This window comes from bacterium (assembly GCA_016699045.1).
Classification (GTDB): Bacteria; Babelota; Babeliae; order Babelales; family RVW-14; genus AaIE-18.
In genome coordinates this window covers 1,212,357-1,232,502 of record CP064957.1, presented here as the reverse complement: position 1 = coordinate 1,232,502, position 20,146 = coordinate 1,212,357, and the positions used below count along the sequence as shown (strand labels likewise).

The window sequence follows — 20,146 nt, the reverse complement described above, 5'->3', positions numbered from 1 at the left end:
TCATCGTTAAAAAACGCCATTAAATCTTCTTCTTCTAAATTAACACAAATTGTTTAAAGTCTACCCTAAACAAATATTTATGCCAAAATTTTATTTCCAAACAAGAAAATTTCTAAATTTTTCTTGTTTGTTTGACCATTAACGCTTCAATCTCATCAATTTTTTTGGGGAGGGCAGCACTTAAACATTCCACGCCATGAGCACGCATAACATAATCATCCTCAATGCGCACGCCCAACGATTCTGCTGGGATATAAATGCCCGGCTCAATGGTAAAAACATCGCCTACTTCAAGCGGACGGGTATAGTCGCCAACGTCGTGAACATCAAGTCCTAAATAGTGGCCAAGCCCATGCGGAAAATACTGAGCAAAACCACGCTTTCGTAAAAACTCTACCGCTAAATAATGGAGCGATTGTTCTTTTTGCTGGCTATTTCGCAAAAACATCCCAGGTTTTGCACACGCGGCAACATATTCTTGTGTTGCCAGTACCGCTTCATAAATTTCACGCTGTCGCGGAGAAAACACTCCTCCAACTGGATAGGTTCGCGTTAAATCAGCCGCATAACAACCATACTCAGCACCAATATCAACAACGACCAAATCATTTTTTTCAAGCTGCCTGCCACTAGCAGTATAATGCAACACGGTTGAATTTTTGCCGCTGGCCACAATACTTGGAAACGATGGTCGCGTAGCTCCTTGTTCAATGAAGGTATGTTCAATAATTGCTCGTATTTGATATTCATAAACACCCGGCTTAATAGCTTCCAGAGCCTTATATTGAGCCTTTTCGGTAATGGCCACAGCTTTTACAAGCTCACTCAATTCATGCTCATCTTTAATCCGACGCAAATGATGGAGCAACGGCGCAACATCTTTGACATGGTTTTTACTATGCGGTAAATGTTCTAACCATTTTTCAACAAGCTTAATTTGTTCAAAATACGGCGCATTAGTATCAAGTAGCGTCAACAATGGCGCGTCACTAGCAATATACGGTTCCAAATCTTTTAACAAGTGCTGATAAGAAGCAGCATCAAAAAAAGGTGAATACGAGTAACCACGCACAGGCTCACTCAAATGACAAATGGCGTCAACGCCAACAAGCGCTGGATCAGTTAGTATATCAATATGAACTTCCACCCATTTTGCACGTTCATTCCCAAAATTTGGAAGATACAAAACTTCACGGCCATCAAGATACATACACAAAACCGCCGCCGGCTCATGAAGCCCGGTCAAATAAAAAAACGAGCTCTCTTGACGAAAACGATGTCGCTCTTGTTCAAAGCCAGCGCCTAAAACAAAAACACCCTTATCAAGCTCTGGATACTGTTTTTTAATAAATTCTCGTAATTTTTTTCGGCGATTTTTAAAACGCGCATAGTCGAGTTTAAGCATGGTATCAATCATCCTCTTTCCAGAACGGTACTCATAAATTAATGACTTTTATTGATGAAGTTTAGGTCGTTTAAATTTTTTGGCAAATGAACCCAGAGAATCAAGCCGCAAAGAAAAAATCAACGCCCGTTCACTTTTCTCAATACCTATTTCTCGATATTTTTTCTCTTCATAGCCCACATAAAAACCCCAGCAATGACCTTCATACTCAAGGCGTACTTTATGCAACAAAGGCTTAATTTGAGCTAATCCAAAAAATTGCTTGCCCTTTTCTGCATAAAACTGTCCATCATAATGAACCGCAAATTGCTTGCTCAATGGCATCGAACCATTAAATATTAAAAAATGTGGTGTGTTAGCAAGCAGCCCCCAACGCCGCTGAGCATCAGGCGCTTGATACAAATAGCCAGCCCCCAAACTCACTCGATCGGCTAAAAACTCATTTAAAAAATAAGAATGCATCAATTTACCGGCATAAATATCCCACTCTTGCGTAACGCTTGATTGTAAGCACGAATGCTGCAAAGACGCTGAACAATGAAAGGGTAAAAAACGACTAGCGCCAACCCCTCTTTTTAATGGAAAAATATCGCACTGCCGATTAAAATCGTATCCTTGCGTTACTTCAATATCAAGCCCAACATCATTCAGCATCATCGACGTGCTTAAGCCCGCACTAATTTCATTTTGTGCATAAAATCGATCAAGCTTATCGATATAAAACCAATGATCCTGATCAAAGCGTGGCACATATTCCCAACGCACCAGCGGCTGCACAAAATAATTACTCCGCCACGACTCGCTCGTAAATGATAGCTCTGGCAGTGACCACTCAACCAAACTAGTTGCAAATAAGCGCCATGAACCGTGCGCGAACAAGCGCTTTTCAATAACATTATTGTTTAAATATCGGTCTTTTTCTATCAAACTACGAACCTGAGCCACTGGCTGAACCGCAACGCGAAGTGCATGACCCGCCCACGGAAAAAGAGCTTGCAGCCACGATTGATAATTCAACCGCACCAACATTGCATGATTAAGCGGAACAATATTTTCTTCACTTTCAAACAACGAATAAACAAACAATCGCGCTAATTCTTCTTCGCGATAATCAATTTGATCGACAAATAAATCGTGCCGCCACGCAAAAATTCCACCCCACCTTGCATAAGCAGAATTCCAAGAAAAATACGGCAGCTGCGTAATAATCACTCGATTTTCATATTCTTTTTTTTGAACAAGCGGCGGCGTAATTTTGGGATCACTCAGCTGAGCAACCGTTACCAAGCCATTCAGAATTTCTTTTTCATTTCCCGATAAATCTGCAAACTGTTGCCGTTGTGTTCTTGTCCGGCCCATGCCCAAATTGATCACATCCCGCGGCCATAAAATACGAAAAAGCCATGCGTTATAAAACACATCATCGATATCTTGAATGGTATTAAAAAATTGGTACCCAATCCGCTTATCAGTCCCAAAATCAACACACAAAAGACTGCTTACGTGTGCCTTAAGAGCCGGCAGATCAAATGAATAAAAATCTTTACCTTCGACCCAGTAACGATGCTGGGTGCCTGAAAAAATCTTGCCACTCTCTTGTTTGTACGCATTCTGTACAATGGCATAATGCCCCTTGAAAAGCGCATAACTTTCTGGCGATCGAGCCCAACGAAACTCATCAGTAAATACAATCCCTTTTTGATCATTCCAATCGATGCCAAGTGTTGTATCGGCATGCGGGCCAAAATACTGATAATATTCCTGCTTAAAGCCAAACCCATTATCATAATCAAAATAAATTTTTGGTATCAAAAAACCCGAATGCGAATGGCCTTGAATAGGAAACGCCATACGTGGCAATCCAAAAATTGGTAGCCCGCCAACGCGCAACAAAACACCAGAAACACAGACCAGATAGTTGCTTTTTACATACGCATGCACGGCCGACAAGTGCCAATGGCTGTGATCTGCGTCACATGCGGTATAAACCATATCGCGCATGCTCCACTCATTATCACTCTTTTTTTCTGCTCGATCAGCCGACAAAAAGCCTTCTTGAATATGAATTTTTAAGTTTTTAGCATGCCCCGTTTTTTTTGCAAGATCGAGCACAAGTTCATCAGCCAACATAACAAAATCATTACTTTCAAGTTTCACGGGAGTCCTAGATCCGCCAGCCGCTGTAGCAATGAGATTTTTTTTATCAACGTGAACACGATCGGCCCACAAATGAAACGTCTTGCCAATCAGCGCCTCAACCTGCCCCTCAAAGATAATAATATCTTGATTTTGCACCGACTGAGCAAGGCTTTTGATGGTTAAATTTTTAACAGATTCTGCTACGTTGTGCACAACAGAATGAAGAAAAGAAGAAAAAAAAAACAAGGCTAAAAAAAGAATGTATTGACGTAATTTCAAAACGGCCTTCTACCCGACAACGCTTTACACAACGTAATACGATCCATATGTTCCAGGCTTGAACCCGTTGGCATACCACTCGCCAATTTTGAAACAGCAACCCCAGTATGTTTTATTTTTGAAAAAATATAACTCGCCGTCGCCTCACCTTCTGGCGTTGCATTCGTCGCAAAAATAAGCTCAGTAATTGAACCATCTAATCGTTTAACTAAAGGCTCTATGGTAAGATTTTCAGGCCCGATACCTTCCAAGGGACACAATGAACCACCCAAAACATGGTACACACCATTAAACTCGCCAGCTCGTTCAAGCGCGTATAAATCATACCACGTTTCAACAATACAAACGGTTGATTTTTTTCGTTGAGTTGAGGTGCATATCGAACACAATGCCTGTCCTTCCGTCCAATTAAAGCAAACCTCGCACGGTTTAATAACTTCTTTTGCTTCAATAATAGTTCGGCACAATTGCTCAACTTGTTCTTGGCTGCTGTTTAAGAAATACATAGCAACTCGATAGACATTTTTTGATGCAAGGTACGGCACCTTATTCAGCTGCCGTACCAATTTTTGCAATGTTGGAGAAAGCTCAAACACGGGCTTCCTTTAAATATTATCTAACAACAAGACGACGCAGATAATCTTCAGCAATCGTCAAGATATTATTCATAAACCAATACAGCACAAGCCCTGCGGGAAATCCAGCAAAAACAACCGTCATAACCAAAGCTGAAAAGCCCATCACCACGCGCTGGCGGCCATCACTGCCAGGAGTCAGACTTTGTTGCCAAACCATGGAAAGCCCCATTAAAATAGGTAAAACATACAACGGATCTTTTGCAGACAAATCAACAATCCAGCCAAAAAATGGCGCTTGGTACAAATCAAGATAGTTACTTAAAACACGATACAATGAGAATAATATCGGCAACTGCAATAAAATAGGCAAACAGCCAATCAATGGTGCAGCAACCGGCAAATTATGATCCTGATGATAACGCATAATTTCTTGCTGCATCTGCTGCGGATTATTTTTAAATTTAACTCGAATGCGTTGAATAAATGGTTGATGCTTTTGATACGATTCCATAATGCCACGGGAATAAAAAGAAAGGGGCAAAAATGGCAACCGCAACAAAATGCTCAAAACAATAATCGCTAACCCATAGTTTCCAACAAAATTATACACATAATCAAGAAGCTTAAGCATAAGCTTACACAACCATGAAAGCCAGCCAAAAGACATAATATCGGTTAATTGTTCGTCAACAGCTGCTAAGTGATCATACACTTTTGGACCAATATAAAATGACATCGCACACGTCTTGGCTTCAGTCACTTGATAACCTTCAAGAATCGGCATAACAGCGGATTGATCGACAATATTATAATAAGCTCGTTGTACAAATTTATTGTCATCACTCACTAACGTGTGGGCAAAATAACGGTCACTTGCACCAAAAATAATGCGCTTGCCAGCCCAATACCAAGCCAACCCTTGAACATCGTCTAACGTTTTAATATCAAGCGATGCATTCCGTTCGTTGAACATAATTGGCTGAATAACGTCATCAACCAGTTCTGGGCTATACGGCGCCATAAAATAAAGCCGCGGACTAAGCGGCTGAACTCTACCCTGTGGGATAAAATCTAATACCACATCAACTTTGTAGCTGTCCTTGTGCAAGGTATAGCTTTTTTTAATCTGCCAGCCAGCATACTGCGTACCAAACACCACTACTTCTTTATCATTATCTTGATGATGATCAAGCAAAGAATAGTTGTACGGCGTATTTTCTTCAAACGCCAACAAGAAACAAGAATGTTGCAACTTGGATTCTTTAAGCACTTTATGCGTAGCAAGGGTTTGCAATGGCTCATGTTGCTTGCCTTGATGCTGTAAGAAGCTCATGCTTTTCAACACGCCGCCAAAACTTGAAAAAGTCGCTTCAACCAAATCGGTCTTAAGCGTAACCAAAACTTCTTCGCCTACACTCTTTTGTTCGTTAATATTTGGATCAAGCTGCAATTGTTTGTGTAAATTTTCAACTGCAGGCACACGAATCGCATTACCAGTAACCACTTCTGCTTGCTGCCCAACTGCCACAACGCCTTGTTCAACCGCCGCTTTATGCCCAAAAAAATAATGAAACCCCCACACAGTCAAACACGAAAGAATAACGGAATAAATAAGCTTTCTGTCCATGAACATCCTTTTAATGTACTTTACCATAAGCGCTTTTCTGAAAGTGCAAGTCTATCAAAGAATTCGCATCGCCGCCAGCTGAAGTGATTATTTTTAATTAAATTTATTTTAAGTCATACAATTTTGCAAAAATTCAAGAATTTCGTACACTGCTAGATGTGATTAAGTAATTGCCCATTTATGCACAAAAAAGGATTGTACATGGTTGTAAGAAAAGATACTCCCTTTAGCGTTTTATCGATTATGGTAACCGTTTTCTTCTTGTTTTTTTCTGGCTGCGCCAAACAAAAAGAGGCAGAAGAGATGAATGTTGATGAACTCAAGCAACACGCCCTTACTGCCATGAACAACCAACGGCACGATGCGGCCATCGAATATTTAGACAAAATTATTGCCAAACACCCCGACCACGACGACATAGGAAATTTTAAATTACTCCTTGGCGACGCGTACTTTAAAACGGGCGATTACCCTGCCGCCAACAAGCTTTATGAACATTTTACGCAGTACTATCCATCTGACGCTAAAGCTGAATACGCAAAATACCGTTCTATTTTGGCTCAATTTTATCACACACTACGCACCGACTGCGACCAATCGGTCACTAAAGATGTTATTACCGCCTGCAATGATTATTTGACACAAACGCGTTATCAAGAATACCGCAAAGATGTTTTAGACATCCAAAACACATCTGAACATAAGCTCATCAACAAAGAAGTCTATGTCTACAATTTCTATCTCAAACAAGGCGATCTTTCTCCTCTTCCAGAAGAACGAGAAAAATGCTACCGCGCAGCACGCGGCCGACTTGCAAACCTACAAAAGATGTATGGCGACAAAAATGAATCGCTAAAACCACGCTTGTTATACCTTGAATGTAAACTTGCTCAGCGAGAAAACAAAGAATCTGCCATCCAAGATTCACTTGAAAAACTGCTCAACGAACATCCACAATCACAATTTACGCGCATGGCACAAGCATTAGTAACGAAAAAAGATTTTTCTTTTTAAACCTTTATGATTAAACCAACCAAAGAACTCGGCAACAATGGTGAAGAATTTACTGCTCAATGGCTTGAGCGACAAGGCTTTACCATTTGCGCTCGTAACTATCGCAAGCGCTGGGGCGAAATTGATGTGGTAGCTAGTAAAGGCGATCTCGTTGTTTTTGTTGAAGTCAAAACACGTAAAAGCAACTATTTTCCCATCAGTACAACGGTTACGTACAGCAAGCAGCAAAAGCTCATTCGCACAGCCTACAGCTTTATTTTAGAGCACAAAATACAAGACAAAGTGCTGCGTTTTGATATCGCTGCCCTAACAAGCAACGGTACCAACTATGAAATGACGTACATCCCTAACGCGTTTAACTAAGCCCCTCGCTCATGCATAATCATTTTTTCTGCCACTTTTTTAAAAAGTGGTGCACTAATTTGTGACGCCCAATAATGATGAAAGCCCTCTGGCTCGCGAATGAACGTTACAATAACCCGTCGATAATCATCTTTTTCGATAATGCCCGAAAAGGTATAAATGTGGTTGGTTGTTGAATATTCGCCATTTTTTACCAAGCGCGCCGTCCCGGTCTTGCCCATCACACGATAGCCAGGTATCTGGTAACTCTCGCCAATTGACGTCAAAATTTCTTTAACTTTTTCAATGGTATCTGAGCGATACAAGCGACGATCATGATGCCGTGCTGGCGTATCTTGCTTTACCAACGTAGGAATAACATAAAGCCCTCCGTTAGCAATCATCGAAACAGCCATACCCAACTGCAATAAATTTGCCATAATTTCATAACCAAACGACATCACAATTAACGAAGAAGCTGACCACTTGTCGGGATGATTCACAAAACCCTCGCGCTCACCAGGAAACTTAATACCCGTCTTTTTACCAAACCCAAAATTAACTAAGTGGTTATAAAAAGAAGAACCCACACGTTGCATAATTTTGGCAATACCAATATTACTTGAATAACGAATCACATCGCGAAATGGCAATTCATACATCGTTTTCCAGTTCTCAACACGAAAACCATTCACAAAACCGACCTTGCCCTCACAATCAACTATTTCCTCAAAATCAACAACCTGATCTTCAAGAGCTGCCAATCCCGCAAAAATTTTAAAAACCGACCCTAATTCATAACATTCCGTCACAATGCTATTTTTTGTACTATCAAGGGATGCTGGCGGCACGTGTGGATCGAATGAAGGAACATTGGCCATCACCAAAATTTCGCCCGTATCTGGATTCATAATAAGAACTGAACCCGCCTGTGCATGATACTTATTAACGGCTTCTTCAAGTTCTTGGCACGCTAAAAATTGCAACGTCGCATCAAGCGTCAAGGTAACGGGCGAGCCGGCATACCCCTTCTTTATGATCTTTTTTTCAAAATACAAATCTTGAGAACGCGCTTCTTTAGCAAGACTAACCACCGTTGAAGCACCCTTTAACATTTTATCATACATTAATTCAAGCCCAGCAATGCCTCGATTATCAATATCAGTAAACCCAATAACATGTCCAAGCTCTTTGTAAGGATAAAAACGCTGCGGCTCATTAATAAAATGGATATCTTCAACCCCATATTTTTTTACCAGTTCATTAAAATTGGCCAGTCGCTGATCATACAATTTGCGCTCAACCCATAAAAATTGTCGTTGAGGATCTTGAATCATGCGTTGATAAGCATTCGGATAGCATTCTTTGAGAAAACGTTTTGTCTGAACGGCACTTTTAAGCTGACTTGGCAACACAAAGGCTGATGCAACTTCTTGATTTAAAGCCAATAACTTGCCCCGGCAATCAAAAAATTCGCCCCTCGCCGGATTCACCGTAACTTCAACATGATACTGATGCTGCGCCAAATGAGTAAAAAAAGTTTTCTGCCGAATTTGCAAAAGAAAAAGACGAATAATAATAACTGCAAATAGCGCTGCAAATGTACAAAAAATGACTACAACGCGAACCTTATAATCTTTTTTTAACATACCAGCTCCTTTGCTGCATGGCCCGTCACCGTAATCACTTTACTTAAAGCATACGGCTGCATTCCCTGCACATGCAAAGCCCACTCACACGTTTCATGATACGATTTAAGATTCTCCCGTTGCATTAACAAAGCATTTTTTTTCTTTAAAAGCGTTTGTTGCTGATGCTCAAGTCGCTGTATTGCATAGTTCAAGCGCACTATTTGATTGTGCTCATAAATACGCATAAACACACAGAACAGCCCACTAACAACCATTACCTTAAAAAAACTCAAGCGAATCATAACCCTTGTCTCCTTCTTTGCATAGTCTTATTGCAGCAGTTTATCGCCCTCTTCGCTATTTTTTCTAGTTTATTGTAAAAATAGTCCTGTTTTTGTATCGTCTAGGAATTGAAAGTATGAGAAAAAGCCTCTCAACCGTATAAGGAGTTGCTATACATGACTCAAATAATTTGTGCGCTTATGTTAATGCTCGTGTTTTCTGGTTGTAACTGGGGCACCTGGTTCAACGCCATGATCTCAAAAAGTAAAATACCAGCAACCATGGAAAAACTTAAAAATCTTACGTCTCTTAAAAATGAGAAGAAATTTATTAAATTTATCAAGAACCCAAAACTTTCAATTGTAATGATTCACTCAACATGGTGCAGTAGCTGCAAAATCATGAAACCAATTTTTTCAACACTGGCAAGCGAGCTTAATGATACAAATTGTGCTATAATCAATTTGGACGAAGCTCCCGAGCTAGCAAAAAACTATAAAATATCTGGAGTGCCAGCATTTTTGGTATTTGAAAATGGCAAAGAATTAAGTACCAACGAAACACGACCAATGGGAGATATGAGTCTGAATACTTTGCAACAAAAAATTGATGATATAGTGAATGAATTTCACCGTTAAAACAACCTAAGTACACAGGAATCATATGAACATTGTACTCACCAACACCTTAACAAAGAAAAAAGAACTTTTTACACCACTCGTTGAAAAACAATTAACTTTATACGTTTGTGGCATTACTCCCTACGATCATGCCCACATTGGGCATGGCCGTTGCTATGTTCAATTTGATTTCCTGGTGCGCTTATTTCGTTTTCTTGGCTACCACGTAACGTATGCCAGAAACTTTACTGATATTGACGATAAAATTTTAAAAAAAGCAGAATCGCAAAACGAGCCCGATTTCACTAAAATTTCACAGCTATACATCTCCTCTTTTCATAACGATATGCAAAAACTTAATTGTGTAAACCCTTCAGTTGAACCATTGGTTACCACACACATTAAGCAAATCATAACTTTCATTGAACAACTCATAACTCAAAAAAATGCCTATATCGTGGGACACGATGTCTATTTTGATATCACCAGCTTTGCCGACTATGGCAAACTTTCAGGCCGCAAGATTGAAGACCTCTTGAGCGGCGCGCGCATTGAAGTTGACACAGAGAAAAAAAAACCTGGTGACTTTGCTCTCTGGAAAGGCACCGCCCAGCAAGAATTTTGGCAGTCCCCGTGGGGATACGGCCGCCCAGGCTGGCATATTGAATGCTCTGCGATGGCAGAAAAATATTTAGGCAAAACCATAGATATTCATGCCGGCGGCATGGATCTTGTTTTCCCTCACCATGAAAATGAAATCGCTCAATCAGAAAGCCTTCACCACCAACCATTTGCACGCTACTGGCTCCACAATGCTTTTGTAAATATCGACAAAGAAAAAATGTCAAAATCATTGGGTAACGTGGTTGCTTTGGATAAAATTTTTGAACAAATTGATCCAATGATTTTACGATATTTCTTTTTACAGCATCACTACCGTACACCAATCGATTTTAGCTTCGATGCCTTGCAGGGCATACAAACAGTCTATAAAAAACTGGTTGCTCATTTTGGCCATCTCTCAACCCCTCTCAATTATCAAGCATCAGAACTTATTGCCAGCCATCCCATTATCAAAGAAATGATTGAAGCACTGTGCGATGATTTGAATAGTCCCAAAATGTTCGGTATTCTATTTCAACATTTTGCAACAATTAAAGAATCACTTGAACTTTCACGCGCTGTTCGCTCTATCTTGCAGAATATTATGGGCCTAACGTTGGCACCACTGGCGGAAGAAATTGTGGCCATAACTCCAGAAATTGAATCGCTAATTGCCCAACGAGAACAAGCCCGCATCAACAAAGATTGGGCCCTGGCAGATAAACTCAGAGATCAACTGACACAGAAGGGATACGTGGTCAACGACAAAAAACTTGCTAAGTGATCATTCAAAAAAATCTATTTATGAGTAACATCCCGTTACGTTAAGATACCTTTTTTTAATAGGATAAAGAATTTTATGAGTACGCGAATTGCTTTTTTTCAATCAGATTTGTACGCACAAATTAAGGAAATGATCAAATCGTTAGGGCTCGTTTTTGGTGACATTGGCACCAGCCCAATTTATACCATCTCTATTATTTTTCTCACAACCCCTATCACTAAACTTACTATTTTAGGCATTCTTTCGCTCATTGTCTGGACATTGACACTACTTGTTTTTGTAAAATACGCCATGCTTGCTATGAGCCTGGGTAAAAAAGGTGAAGGCGGCACCATTGTACTCAAAGAACTCTTGGTTCCTTTGCTGTCTTCAAGCCGCCAAGTTGCTTTTGTTTCTTTTCTTTCCTATATCGGCATATCACTGCTTTTTGGCGACGGAGTCTTAACCCCAGCAATAAGTATTTTGAGTGCCGTTGAAGGCATTCAGCTTATCCCCGCATTAAAAGATATTTCTCAATCTAATTTAATGGTCATCGCATGCATTATTGCTATCTGCCTCTTTGTATTTCAAAAACGCGGTACCGATAAAGTTTCTGCTGCATTTGGTCCTTTAATGCTCATCTGGTTTTTGGTGTTGGCCACATCAGGCATTGTAGCCCTCATACAGGCACCATTTGTTTTGTACGCACTCAACCCATACTATGCCGTTAAATTTTTAATCGACCATGGCTTTTCTTCATTTTTCATTCTATCTGGCGTTATTTTATGCTCTACAGGAGGAGAAGCTCTATACGCAGACATGGGCCATTTAGGCCGCCTACCAATCCAACGAGCTGGCATTTTTGTTTACGTAGCACTTATTTTAACCTACCTAGGACAAGGGGCATACCTTTTTACCCACACATCGGCACGGCACGTTTTTTATGAAATGATCTACTATCAAGCCCCTCACCTTTATTCTCTCTTTGTGTGTCTGAGCGTTATCGCAACAATTGTAGCTTCGCAAGCAATGATCAGTGGAATTTTTTCTGCCGTGTATCAAGGTATCACTACAAAAGTACTACCAACCTTTAAAATTGATTATACCTCCAGCAAATTCAGATCACAGATTTATGTTAGCGCCGTTAACTGGTTTATTTTTGTAGCTGTTATTGGCATTATTTTACATTTTAAAGAAACACATAAAATTGCTGCCGCTTACGGATTTGCCGTGACAGGCACCATGACAACCACCGGCATTATGATGTCATGGATCTTTTTTTTACGGCGCAACTATCTTAAAGCAAGTGTTTCTCTTATTTTAACCTGCTTTACGTTCACATATTTCGTTTCCAATAGCATCAAAATTCCTCACGGTGCTTATTTGTCACTCATCCTAGCCCTGCTGCCTCTGAGCATTATTCTCATCTATTCCAAAGGCAGAGAGCAGATGGCAAAAAACCTCAGACCTATGCCTCTAGAAAAATTTCTTGAAAAGTACACTATTATCTGTCAAAAAGTCCCGCAAATCGAAGGGACCGCTCTCTACTTTGTACGACAAGTAACGCCAATTGCGCCCTACATAAGTCAAACAATTTTTAAAAATAACATTCTTTATCAAGACAACATCATCATTTCCATTATTACGAGAGACAATCCATTTGGCGTCATCGGCTTTTTTCAAGGTGATTTGGCTCCAGGATTGCGCATTTTTGAAATACACATGGGCTACATGGAAATTGTTGATATCGAGAAAATACTCCATAATGCCGGCATAAACCCAAAGGTTATCTTTTATGGATTTGAAGAAGTAGTAACCAAAAACCCGCTCTGGAAGATGTTTTCCGTTATAAAAAAGATGACGCCATCAACCGTCAAATTTTACAATCTGCCAGCTTATAAGCTGCATGGCGTGGTAACTGTTGTCGAGATGTAACAAAAAATAAAAACAAAAAGGGGTTTTTTATGTTGACAAACATCTTAAATACTTATACATTTTAAACCGTTAATTAAGCAGATCGAGCGGGAATAGCTCAGTGGTAGAGCATTGCCTTGCCAAGGCAAGGGTCGCGGGTTCGAATCCCGTTTCCCGCTCCATTTTCAAAATAAAAAAGTTCATACTATGGCGAAAACAAGCCCTTCAATTGCATAAACAATTTATTTCTGTTATCTTTTTAGTGGTTTTGAAGCGTTTAAGATTCTTATCAAGTTACTTTTCTGATACGTTAGAACTTGCTTTACTTAAACAAAGCTCATAATTTTGAATTGCGTATTTTTTATACTTACTATCCTTTTTAAGGAAAGGTTCTATCAGATGAAATCAATGCTCCATGAAGCATCAACCATCTTCAAAGCAATCGAAGAAGCATGGAATGAATCTGGAAAACCAACGGAATTTACCATAAATATTCTAGAAGCCGGCGAAAAAGGTTTTTTATGGTTTAACAATCGACCAGCAATTGTTTCGATTTCTTATGATCAAAAGAACCAACAGTCGACACCGTCCAAAGAGGGTTCCAAGCCAGACAAAGTTCAGCATCCAAAGAAGCATCACGAAAAACAACAGATGCCTGCTCGCGAACAAGGACAAAAATCTCACGATAAAAAACGTCCTCAACAACCGCAACAACAGCAAGCAAAAACACAACCTTCTCAGCAACAGCAAAAACCAAAAGCCTCTCATAATCAACCGCATCAGCCTCAACAAAACGATAAACGCCAATCACAACCGCAGCAACAAAAAACTGCAAATGTGGTAGAAAGCTCGCATCATCACTGGTCGCAAGAATACGCTGATCACATTGCTAAAGACTTGAGAGATCTTCTTGTTATCTTGAAAATTGATGTTCCTTTTATCACCACTCAAGAAGGCCGTCGGCTCCATATCACATTTGAAAAAAGCTTTTTAGCCGCACCCGAAGAAAAAATGCTCTTTATGAGCTTGTCATACCTTCTCATTCAATTTATAAAAAAGCATTATAAAAAGAAATTTAAAGGCTTTAGCTTGGCAATTCGATCAAAGGACTCAGCAGGAAATGACACATCTCAATCAGCTGAGCAATGATCACGACACGATTATTTCTTTATGCACACCACGAGGCAGCGGAGCTATTGCCATTATCAGACTTTCAGGCGACAATGCTCTTGAGTGCGTCAACCCTATTGCTAAGCTTTCCTCAGGAAAACGCTTAATTGACTGTTCTTCACACACTATTAACCATGGGCATGTCGTCGACCCTTCCGCTCACGCGGTTATTGATGAGGTCATGTTTATGGTTATGCACGGACCAAAAACGTTTACCGGTCAACATACGGTTGAAATCAATTGCCATAATAACCAGTTTATTATCGAAAATATCATTGCGTGCGCTATTGAACATGGCGCACGCCTTGCCCAACCAGGCGAATTTACCAAGCGCGCTTTCTTAAATAATAAGATTGATTTATTACAAGCAGAATCAATCAATGAGCTCATTCACGCACAAACTGAACTTAGCTTACGCAAAGCACTTGGACAGCTTCAAGGCAGTCTTTCAAACCATTTTAATGAACTTGAACTCGACGTGGTCATGCTGCTTGCACTTGTTGAATCAGCATTTGAATTTGTTGAAGAAGAGCAACGAGACCTGGCTATCGATACAACAATAACTACGCGCACTCAAGAACTTGTAGGACGTTTGGCTGAAGTTAAACAACACCACAACCACCAACAACAAATCAAACAAGGCATTCGCTTAGTACTGATTGGCACTGTTAATGCAGGAAAATCAACTTTATTTAACACACTTGTTAAAAAAAACAGGGCTATTGTTACCGATATTGCCGGCACCACACGCGACAGCATAGAAAGCTCTCGCTACGTTAATGGCAATTTTTGGCTGGTTATTGACACGGCAGGCTTACGCCAAACCGGAGACTTTATTGAGCAACAAGGTATTGAACGGTCATTACAAGAAGCCGACCAGGCAGATATGGTAATTTTGGTGGTAGATAGTAGCCGGCATTTAAGCGAACAAGAAAAACAAACATACCAAGAAATTTATCAAAAGTACCGCGATAAATCCCTTGTAGTCTTTAACAAAATTGACCAACAATTACCAGAAACAAGTGCTTACCGCGCCCTATTTCCACAGGCAACCATCCTCAACGTTTCGGGCCAGCACCATGTTGGCATTCAAGAGCTAGAACAGCTCATCGACCAAAAAATTCAGCAGCTTTTTGCAACGCTCCATTCTCCCTTTTTGCTCAATCAGCGGCAATACAATCTTATCATTGAAATGGAGATAAAATTAAAAAATATTGCAAATAGTTATTTAAGTGGTATAGAATATGAATTGGTTGCATACCAGCTCAAGGGTATCTTAGAAAATATCTCTGAGCTCACAGGAAAAAGCATCACTGAAAATGTTTTAGATAACGTTTTTAGCTCGTTTTGCGTTGGCAAATAAACCACAAAAAAGAGAGGTCAGTAAGCGATGAGAGCAAATAAAGCATCAAGGCGAAGCCTTTTTTTTATTCTGCTTTTCAGCTGTGCTTCTCTCGTTAATATTCATCCAAAACTTCACCGTCGTCAATCAAAGGCACGTACGAGTACCCCGATCTCTTTCTCAGAAACCTTGTCAAAATTCATCACTCCCAACGATTATCACCAAGAAAAAGACACGATCATTTGGGAACAAAAGACGCACAAAAAATTTAATGAGTTGATTATTTCTTGGAATGCTAAACGACCACAGACCGGTAAAATTACTTTTTGGGTAAGCACCAAGCACGCTCATTGGTCCCCCTGGCACCGCTTGGCAGAATGGGGATCTGATTATCAACTCACGTTTGTTAATAAACTCAATCGATATGTCCATACCACTCACGTAAGAAGTGAAATGCAACGAGGCCACCTGGCGCAAGGATTTCGCATAAAAGCAGTTTTTCAGCATGGCGCACAAAAAAGCAACCTGCATGCTCTCTTTGCCTGCTGTTCAAACCTCAATGACTTTAAAACATGGAAAAAACCTTTTTTAAAACCTTCTACCCTGGTCACATCCGTACCACGGCAATCGCAAATGAACTTAAGCCATAACCGAGCCCGCGACCTATGCTCACCAACTTCTTTAAGTATGATTGTCCGATACATCGCCAATAAATTTGCTCGCCCACAAAAAAAATCTCTCCATGATGACGCCATCTCACTGGCAGAAAAAGTTCATGATAATGGCTATCTCGATATTTATGGGAACTGGATTTTGAATGTTGCACAGGCTTATGATTCATGCCAGCATGCTTTTTATCGGGTAGAACGTATGAATAGCTTTGAAAGTTTATATCAGTATCTGCAAAAAAAAATTCCGGTAGCAGTCAGTGTCAGACGCCTCAAGGGTGGGGCCACCCCCTATGCCAATGGCCACTTTTTGGTTATTGTTGGCTGGGATCGCGCCAAGCAATCGGTCTTATGCATAGACCCTGCTTTTGACGAAAATCATGCAACCTTCAAATCATATCCTCTCAAAAATTTTATCAAATCCTGGGGATTATCAAAAAATCTTGCCTACACGCCATTACTCAAGTCAATGTTTAAAAAACAACGACCATAAAATCTCGTTATGTTTATTACGACAGCTACTACTCCCTACAACCGCATGATTTCCATGTCTTATCGTAACACACTCAAACTCTTTGTACAAGGCTGTCAAACATTTCGACAGGAGCAAGTACCTACAGTACAACCTACTAACGCTACCATTCAAACATAAAAAAGGCCCAGGAATATCCCGAGCCTTTAAAATTATCTACAGCGGCAGATATTAGCGACGAGCTTTCATTCTCATTTTGCCATGAGAAGTCTTTTTACGTGCTGATTTTCTTTTCGCTGAGCTTTTTTTAGCTGATTTTTTTTTCGCTACTTTTTTTTTGGCTACTTTTTTCTTCGCCGTCTTTTTAGCTACTTTCTTTTTCGCTACTTTTTTCTTCGCGACTTTTTTCTTTGCAGCTTTTTTAGCTACTTTTTTCTTTGGAGCAGCTTTTTTCTTTGCTGCTGCTTTCTTCTTAGGTGCTGCTTTCTTCTTTGCTGCTACTTTTTTCTTAGGTGCTGCTTTTTTTACTGCAGCCTTTTTCTTAGGTGCAGCTTTCTTTTTTGCAGCAGCTTTTTTCTTAGGTGCTGCTTTTTTCTTTGGGGCAGCGGCTGGCGCTTCGTGGTGCACAACTGCTACTTCTTTTTTCTTTGCCATAGCAAACTCTCCTTTTTAAAGAATCCCTATACTACTAATTACTCTCTTTCAACTTACAACAAGATCTTTTTTTACTTATCTTCATCCTCCTCATTCTTAGCCACGTCTCTCAAGATCTACATGCATACTCGTACTGCTTAGACAGCCTCGTATACTTGCCTATATTCAGTATAGACAAAATTACACCCAGTTTGTCAAATAAACGATGCGAAAAAAAAATTTTTTTTACTAACAAAACAACAATGACTTTTTTACACCTCATCGAAAACCACCTACCAATCAATGTTTTAAAGCTTTTTAATTCTATTTTTTTTATGATTTTTTTACCATTTTTATCATGTTTTTTTTTGCTTTTTTAAATCAAAATTTTTCTAAGCACCCTTCTGGCAGTTAAAATAAAGGAGACATTCAAAAAAACATATTTTTCAGGTATCATAACTCAATAAAAACTTACTCCGAAACTCTCAGTACAGATCTTACAGGAACGCCAGAATGCCTCAAGAAAGACCGACCCTATCGCTATTTTCGATAAACAGAGCTCTGCTCTTGAGATGTTTTTTTTCATGGCACTACAAGTGTCTGCCTCTTACTTTTTCTACTTTTTATCAACGAGCCAGTTAAGCTATGTTTGTCTTTGTTCAACTTTTTTCAGGATTTGCCAAAACACTGACCTACAAGGTTCCGCAGCACCTACACACCAAACCACTTCTCCATAAACTCATTCGTGTTCCTTTGCGCAATACTATCGTAACGGCATTGGTGATAGGATCTACCAAAAAACTTTCTCAAACAGATAGCTTTGAAATCAGAGAAATAATCGACGTAATCAACCTTCCCGAAGATTCTACATATCACACTTTTGTTGAAACGATCAGTACCTTTTACTTTTTAAAACCTTTATTTTTTTATCGACGACTTCAAAGCTTTTTTCTGGAAAAACAAGAAGATGAAACACTGCCAGACCTTTCAAAACTTCCTGCTAAAACTATTACTCTAACCGCTGCACAAAAAGCAGTGGTAGACTACGTTGAGCCACAAATTAGCCAAGGCTTTTATTGTCCAACTCTCTTGCACGGCGTTACCGGATCAGGCAAAACAGAGGTATACAAACGACTCATCGAAGCAGCAATAAGCCAAGGGAAATCAGTCATTTTACTCCTGCCAGAAGTCGCATTGAGCATGCAATTTGAACGCAAGCTCAAGCAACAATTGGTTAATATTTCAATTTTTGGCTTTCATTCAACGACCAAGCCAGAAGAAAAGCGCGCGGTCTGGCAGGCCGTTATGGAACAAAAGCCTTTTTTGCTTATTGGCGTACATTTACCCATTTTGTTGCCCTTTGCAAATCTAGGCCTCATTATCATTGATGAAGAACATGAAGCCGGCTTTCAAGAGAAAAAACATCCCAAACTCAACAGCAAAGAACTTGCGTTGTGGCGGGCATTTATTTATAAAATTCCCATCTTACTAGGCTCGGCAACCCCTTCCCTGACCTCTTTGTACCAAGTACAACAAAAACGCTGGACATTTTTTCAGCTCAAAGAACGATTCTCAGGGACTTTTCCAACCATTCAACAGGTTAATCTTGTTCAACAAAAACAAGCACGTGCACATTTTTGGATCACATCAGAACTCGAGCACGCCATAACACAACGCCTCTTCAAAAAAGAGCAGGTCATTATTTATTTAAATCGCCGCGGATATAGCTTTTTTATTCAATGCAAGGGCTGCGGCCATATTCCGCAATGTCCTAACTGCTCGGTGAGCCTTACGCTTCATTTGGGCAAAAAACTAAAAGGTGAAAAAAATATACACACCAGCCTTGAAGGACACTCTTCTTTTTTTTCTTGCCACTACTGCAGCTACACCAAGCCAACTTTTTTATCATGCCCCAGCTGCAAAGCATCTGAAAGTTCGTTACTTAAAAAAGGCATCGGCACCCAGCAAATCGTACTCATGCTCCAAAAGCTTTTTCCACAAGCTGTCGTTGCCCGAGCAGACCTTGATACCAGCTCAAAAAAACGCCTGTGGCATGAAACGGTCACCAATTTTGAGCAAGGAAAAATAGATATTTTGGTCGGCACTAAAACCATCACCAAGGGCTACCATTTTCCAAATGTTACTCTGGTCGGCATCTTGTGGGCCGATCTCAATCTTAATTTTCCGCAATATAACGCCCATGAAATATCGCTCCAGCAACTTATTCAAGTAGCAGGGCGTGCCGGGCGTGAGCACAAGCCAAGTACCGTGATTGTCCAAGTTATGCACGATCATGATATTTTTAGTTATACCAACGAAATCGATTATTTAACGTTTGCCCAGCACGAGCTTGCGATACGCGAACAAACGCTCTACCCACCATTTTACCGCCTTGTTCAATTAGAATTACAACACGCCAACGAGCTCCAAGTTGAAAACGATGCGCAAAAACTTGCTGAACAACTCTCGGACGAATGTATTAAGTTTGGGCTCGAAGTTATTATTTTGGGACCTACCTACCCACTTATTCAAAAAATTCAAAAAATAGAAATTCGTCATATTTACCTAAAAAGCAAAACATTTAAAGAAGTTCATCAATTATTAGAAAATATAGATCTTCACGATTTTAAAAGTAATGTTTACCCGACCTTTAGCCATTAAAAA

Annotated in this window: 17 protein-coding genes and 1 tRNA gene; 11 read left to right on the top strand and 7 right to left on the bottom strand. The window is 40.0% G+C overall.

All coding sequences use genetic code 11. The annotated features are described in order from the left end of the window. Positions 1-112: 112 nt before the first annotated feature. The 4 genes from IPF37_05645 to yidC form a co-directional block, all read right to left on the bottom strand. The gene (locus IPF37_05645) at positions 113-1,417 is read right to left on the bottom strand and encodes an aminopeptidase P family protein (GenBank protein QQR49008.1); all 1,305 of its coding nucleotides are present in this window, start codon (positions 1,415-1,417) and stop codon (positions 113-115) included. A 36-nt stretch (positions 1,418-1,453) separates the two neighbouring features. After that, positions 1,454-3,757, bottom strand: a complete 2,304-nt coding sequence (locus IPF37_05640) for an LPS-assembly protein LptD (protein QQR49007.1) — start codon at positions 3,755-3,757, stop codon at positions 1,454-1,456. A gap of 62 nt (positions 3,758-3,819) precedes the next feature. After that, the gene (gene recR, locus IPF37_05635) at positions 3,820-4,419 is read right to left on the bottom strand and encodes a recombination protein RecR (protein ID QQR49006.1); all 600 of its coding nucleotides are present in this window, start codon (positions 4,417-4,419) and stop codon (positions 3,820-3,822) included. A 16-nt stretch (positions 4,420-4,435) separates the two neighbouring features. After that, on the bottom strand, positions 4,436-6,028 hold the full coding sequence (yidC, locus tag IPF37_05630) for a membrane protein insertase YidC (protein QQR49005.1): 1,593 nt from the start codon (positions 6,026-6,028) through the stop codon (positions 4,436-4,438). A gap of 201 nt (positions 6,029-6,229) precedes the next feature. Here yidC and bamD point away from each other — a divergent pair, with 201 nt between their 5' ends. Together bamD and IPF37_05620 are read left to right on the top strand one after the other, a co-directional pair. Next, positions 6,230-7,042 carry an outer membrane protein assembly factor BamD gene (bamD, locus tag IPF37_05625; protein QQR49004.1) on the top strand — a complete coding sequence of 271 codons (813 nt, stop codon included), beginning with the start codon at positions 6,230-6,232 and terminating at the stop codon, positions 7,040-7,042. Between the two features lie 6 nt (positions 7,043-7,048). Next, positions 7,049-7,405: a YraN family protein gene (locus IPF37_05620; GenBank protein ID QQR49003.1), complete on the top strand. Its 357-nt coding sequence runs from the start codon at positions 7,049-7,051 to the stop codon at positions 7,403-7,405. Here the strand turns inward: IPF37_05620 and IPF37_05615 are convergent. Further along, a complete protein-coding gene (locus IPF37_05615; protein ID QQR49002.1) occupies positions 7,402-9,033 on the bottom strand; it encodes a penicillin-binding protein 2 in 1,632 nt (543 codons plus the stop codon). The two genes, IPF37_05620 and IPF37_05615, sit on opposite strands and share 4 nt — an antisense overlap. Then, positions 9,027-9,317, bottom strand: a complete 291-nt coding sequence (locus IPF37_05610) for a hypothetical protein (GenBank protein QQR49001.1) — start codon at positions 9,315-9,317, stop codon at positions 9,027-9,029. The genes IPF37_05615 and IPF37_05610 overlap by 7 nt, the downstream gene beginning before the upstream one ends. Positions 9,318-9,473: 156 nt before the next feature. Here IPF37_05610 and IPF37_05605 point away from each other — a divergent pair, with 156 nt between their 5' ends. From IPF37_05605 to IPF37_05570, 8 genes are all read left to right on the top strand, one after another. Continuing rightward, positions 9,474-9,935, top strand: coding sequence for a thioredoxin family protein (locus IPF37_05605; protein QQR49000.1), 462 nt, complete (start codon positions 9,474-9,476; stop codon positions 9,933-9,935). Between the two features lie 25 nt (positions 9,936-9,960). Then, positions 9,961-11,304, top strand: a complete 1,344-nt coding sequence (locus IPF37_05600; protein ID QQR48999.1) for a cysteine--tRNA ligase — start codon at positions 9,961-9,963, stop codon at positions 11,302-11,304. 129 nt (positions 11,305-11,433) lie between these two features. Further along, complete coding sequence (locus tag IPF37_05595; GenBank protein QQR49852.1) at positions 11,434-13,218, top strand: KUP/HAK/KT family potassium transporter; 1,785 nt, start codon at positions 11,434-11,436, stop codon at positions 13,216-13,218. A gap of 86 nt (positions 13,219-13,304) precedes the next feature. Then, positions 13,305-13,379 (top strand) — tRNA-Gly (locus IPF37_05590). A gap of 217 nt (positions 13,380-13,596) precedes the next feature. Beyond that, a complete protein-coding gene (locus IPF37_05585; GenBank protein QQR48998.1) occupies positions 13,597-14,346 on the top strand; it encodes a Jag N-terminal domain-containing protein in 750 nt (249 codons plus the stop codon). After that, positions 14,318-15,730 carry a tRNA uridine-5-carboxymethylaminomethyl(34) synthesis GTPase MnmE gene (mnmE, locus tag IPF37_05580; GenBank protein QQR48997.1) on the top strand — a complete coding sequence of 471 codons (1,413 nt, stop codon included), beginning with the start codon at positions 14,318-14,320 and terminating at the stop codon, positions 15,728-15,730. Before IPF37_05585 ends, mnmE begins: the two co-directional genes overlap by 29 nt. 168 nt (positions 15,731-15,898) lie before the next feature. Next, positions 15,899-16,870, top strand: coding sequence for a C39 family peptidase (locus IPF37_05575; protein QQR48996.1), 972 nt, complete (start codon positions 15,899-15,901; stop codon positions 16,868-16,870). A gap of 9 nt (positions 16,871-16,879) precedes the next feature. After that, positions 16,880-17,029 carry a hypothetical protein gene (locus tag IPF37_05570; protein ID QQR48995.1) on the top strand — a complete coding sequence of 50 codons (150 nt, stop codon included), beginning with the start codon at positions 16,880-16,882 and terminating at the stop codon, positions 17,027-17,029. A 51-nt stretch (positions 17,030-17,080) separates the two neighbouring features. Here IPF37_05570 and IPF37_05565 read toward each other — a convergent pair whose 3' ends face one another. Beyond that, complete coding sequence (locus IPF37_05565; GenBank protein QQR49862.1) at positions 17,081-17,503, bottom strand: hypothetical protein; 423 nt, start codon at positions 17,501-17,503, stop codon at positions 17,081-17,083. Between the two features lie 624 nt (positions 17,504-18,127). On the opposite strand from IPF37_05565, the gene priA reads away from it, so the two are divergent. Next, entirely contained in the window at positions 18,128-20,143 is a 2,016-nt protein-coding gene (priA, locus tag IPF37_05560) for a primosomal protein N' (protein ID QQR48994.1), read from the top strand. The last annotated feature ends 3 nt before the right edge of the window (positions 20,144-20,146 follow it).

Coding starts and splice junctions, on each gene's coding strand:
- IPF37_05645 (QQR49008.1), bottom strand. CDS start 1,417: ATGATTGATACCATGCTTAAACTCGACTATGCGCGTTTTAAAAATCGC.
- IPF37_05610 (QQR49001.1), bottom strand. CDS start 9,317: ATGATTCGCTTGAGTTTTTTTAAGGTAATGGTTGTTAGTGGGCTGTTC.
- bamD (QQR49004.1), top strand. CDS start 6,230: ATGGTTGTAAGAAAAGATACTCCCTTTAGCGTTTTATCGATTATGGTA.
- priA (QQR48994.1), top strand. CDS start 18,128: ATGTTTGTCTTTGTTCAACTTTTTTCAGGATTTGCCAAAACACTGACC.
- IPF37_05620 (QQR49003.1), top strand. CDS start 7,049: ATGATTAAACCAACCAAAGAACTCGGCAACAATGGTGAAGAATTTACT.
- IPF37_05605 (QQR49000.1), top strand. CDS start 9,474: ATGACTCAAATAATTTGTGCGCTTATGTTAATGCTCGTGTTTTCTGGT.
- mnmE (QQR48997.1), top strand. CDS start 14,318: ATGACACATCTCAATCAGCTGAGCAATGATCACGACACGATTATTTCT.
- IPF37_05600 (QQR48999.1), top strand. CDS start 9,961: ATGAACATTGTACTCACCAACACCTTAACAAAGAAAAAAGAACTTTTT.
- IPF37_05565 (QQR49862.1), bottom strand. CDS start 17,503: ATGGCAAAGAAAAAAGAAGTAGCAGTTGTGCACCACGAAGCGCCAGCC.
- IPF37_05615 (QQR49002.1), bottom strand. CDS start 9,033: ATGTTAAAAAAAGATTATAAGGTTCGCGTTGTAGTCATTTTTTGTACA.
- IPF37_05595 (QQR49852.1), top strand. CDS start 11,434: ATGATCAAATCGTTAGGGCTCGTTTTTGGTGACATTGGCACCAGCCCA.
- IPF37_05585 (QQR48998.1), top strand. CDS start 13,597: ATGAAATCAATGCTCCATGAAGCATCAACCATCTTCAAAGCAATCGAA.
- IPF37_05570 (QQR48995.1), top strand. CDS start 16,880: ATGTTTATTACGACAGCTACTACTCCCTACAACCGCATGATTTCCATG.
- yidC (QQR49005.1), bottom strand. CDS start 6,028: ATGGACAGAAAGCTTATTTATTCCGTTATTCTTTCGTGTTTGACTGTG.